Annotated in this window: 1 protein-coding gene and 1 pseudogene; both read right to left on the bottom strand. The window is 36.3% G+C overall.

Annotated elements, in window-relative coordinates:
* The coding region (locus A3GE_RS11585; RefSeq protein ID WP_248691055.1) for a pesticin C-terminus-like muramidase at window positions 1-1,201 on the bottom strand (1,201 nt) is incomplete at its 3' end.
* Window positions 1,202-1,216: 15 nt separating this feature from the next.
* A pseudogene (locus A3GE_RS12195) lies at window positions 1,217-1,459 on the bottom strand (bacteriophage T4 gp5 trimerisation domain-containing protein); the annotation flags it as partial.

Here is a 1,459-nt window from a genome sequence, read left to right as displayed (position 1 = left end):
ATCTTATCGATTTAAACATCGTAATTAAGAAATAATAAAAGTGGATCACTTTTAAAGGATCTTTGTGGTTCAATTTTGGAAGATCATTGACACCTGGATAAATTGATACTACACTTTCCGCATATCTATTTTTCACTATAACAGCTAATTTTTTTGCATTTTCTTTAGTGATAGTTATATCACTTAAAGGCAATGATAATTCATAAGCTTTTTTTCCTTTAACTCCAAGAGCCACTTCCAAACGCTTTAATTGCTCAGATGTATAAAATTCAGATAGTTCATCATACATTGTTTTTTTTGTCTGTTGACCCAAATCATATCCATAACCTAGAGTTACTCCACTTTTACCATCAATACCATTACTAGGAACATATGGTGTAGCAACATATTTTTCTATATTGAGAATAAAGTCCCACAATTCTTTAGATATAATATAATTTCCTTTGGAAGTTTTAAAAATAATAATTTCTGTAACTTTACATTCTTCAGGGCATGATTTATTTACTGTATCAATAGGCTTCCCATTATTCTCACTACGCGCCTGTATTACCTGATTCTGTTCTTTTTTTCCTCCAGCCTTTTGTTCCTGTTCTTGTTTGGGAACTGATGAGGCTTTCTTATTTGCTTGCTTATTTTCCGATTTACCGGATGTTGTACTTGGTGTTTTAGGTGTCGGTTGTAATTTTCTCGTTCCCCTTGGAAAATAAATTTTCTTCCCTACCAATGTATCTAACGGCGTTGCCTCATCTAATCCATTCTCCCATTGTAAGGCATAGCGATTAACGTCCGCTTCTTTTTCTATCACATCCCAAGTCTCTCCCTGCTTTACAAGATGATAAGGGCGTTTGTAGGTGGCTGGCTCATTATTCTCATTGGGAATAGCCCGTGGTGTGATTTCATAGACATTATAGGCTCTTAACCTCACCACCCTTTTCCCGTTTATCCAGCTAAATTCCGGCACTTCCGAATGCACTGTTTTCGGATATTGTTCATGCCAAAAAACAATCTTTATAGGCAAACTTTTTCCGTTTTGCTCCACTAAACTTGGATGAAAGGCGAGTCTTCCGTGTTCATCTGCCCGTAACGGTGATTCACTTACCGGATAGCCATTGATTGATAACTCGATATAGCAATGTGCCAACGGTTCATTACGCGCACCTAAAAACTCAATCGCATAACCTTGCTGATGATTTTTATTCATTTTATTCTATCCCCATTAAACCCAATCAAGTACCTGTGCATGTCCAACCAGTATTTTTAATTTATCTTCTGTCTCACGATAAAATCTTGGTGTTCTCGCCATATCATCTAAAACGCCATTTCCAACCACTTCCCCCTGATTATCCATCACGGTGTAAGCTATCTTTTTCTCATTACAACGCCCATAAATATCATAAACATCCAAACGAGTTGAGTAATATGTATTCGGTGTGATGGCATTATTTATTAGGGTTTCAAA

The sequence above is a fragment of the Rodentibacter pneumotropicus DSM 21403 genome (assembly GCF_000379905.1).
Lineage (GTDB): Bacteria > Pseudomonadota > Gammaproteobacteria > Enterobacterales > Pasteurellaceae > Rodentibacter > Rodentibacter pneumotropicus.
This window is presented reverse-complemented; position numbering and strand designations above follow the sequence as displayed.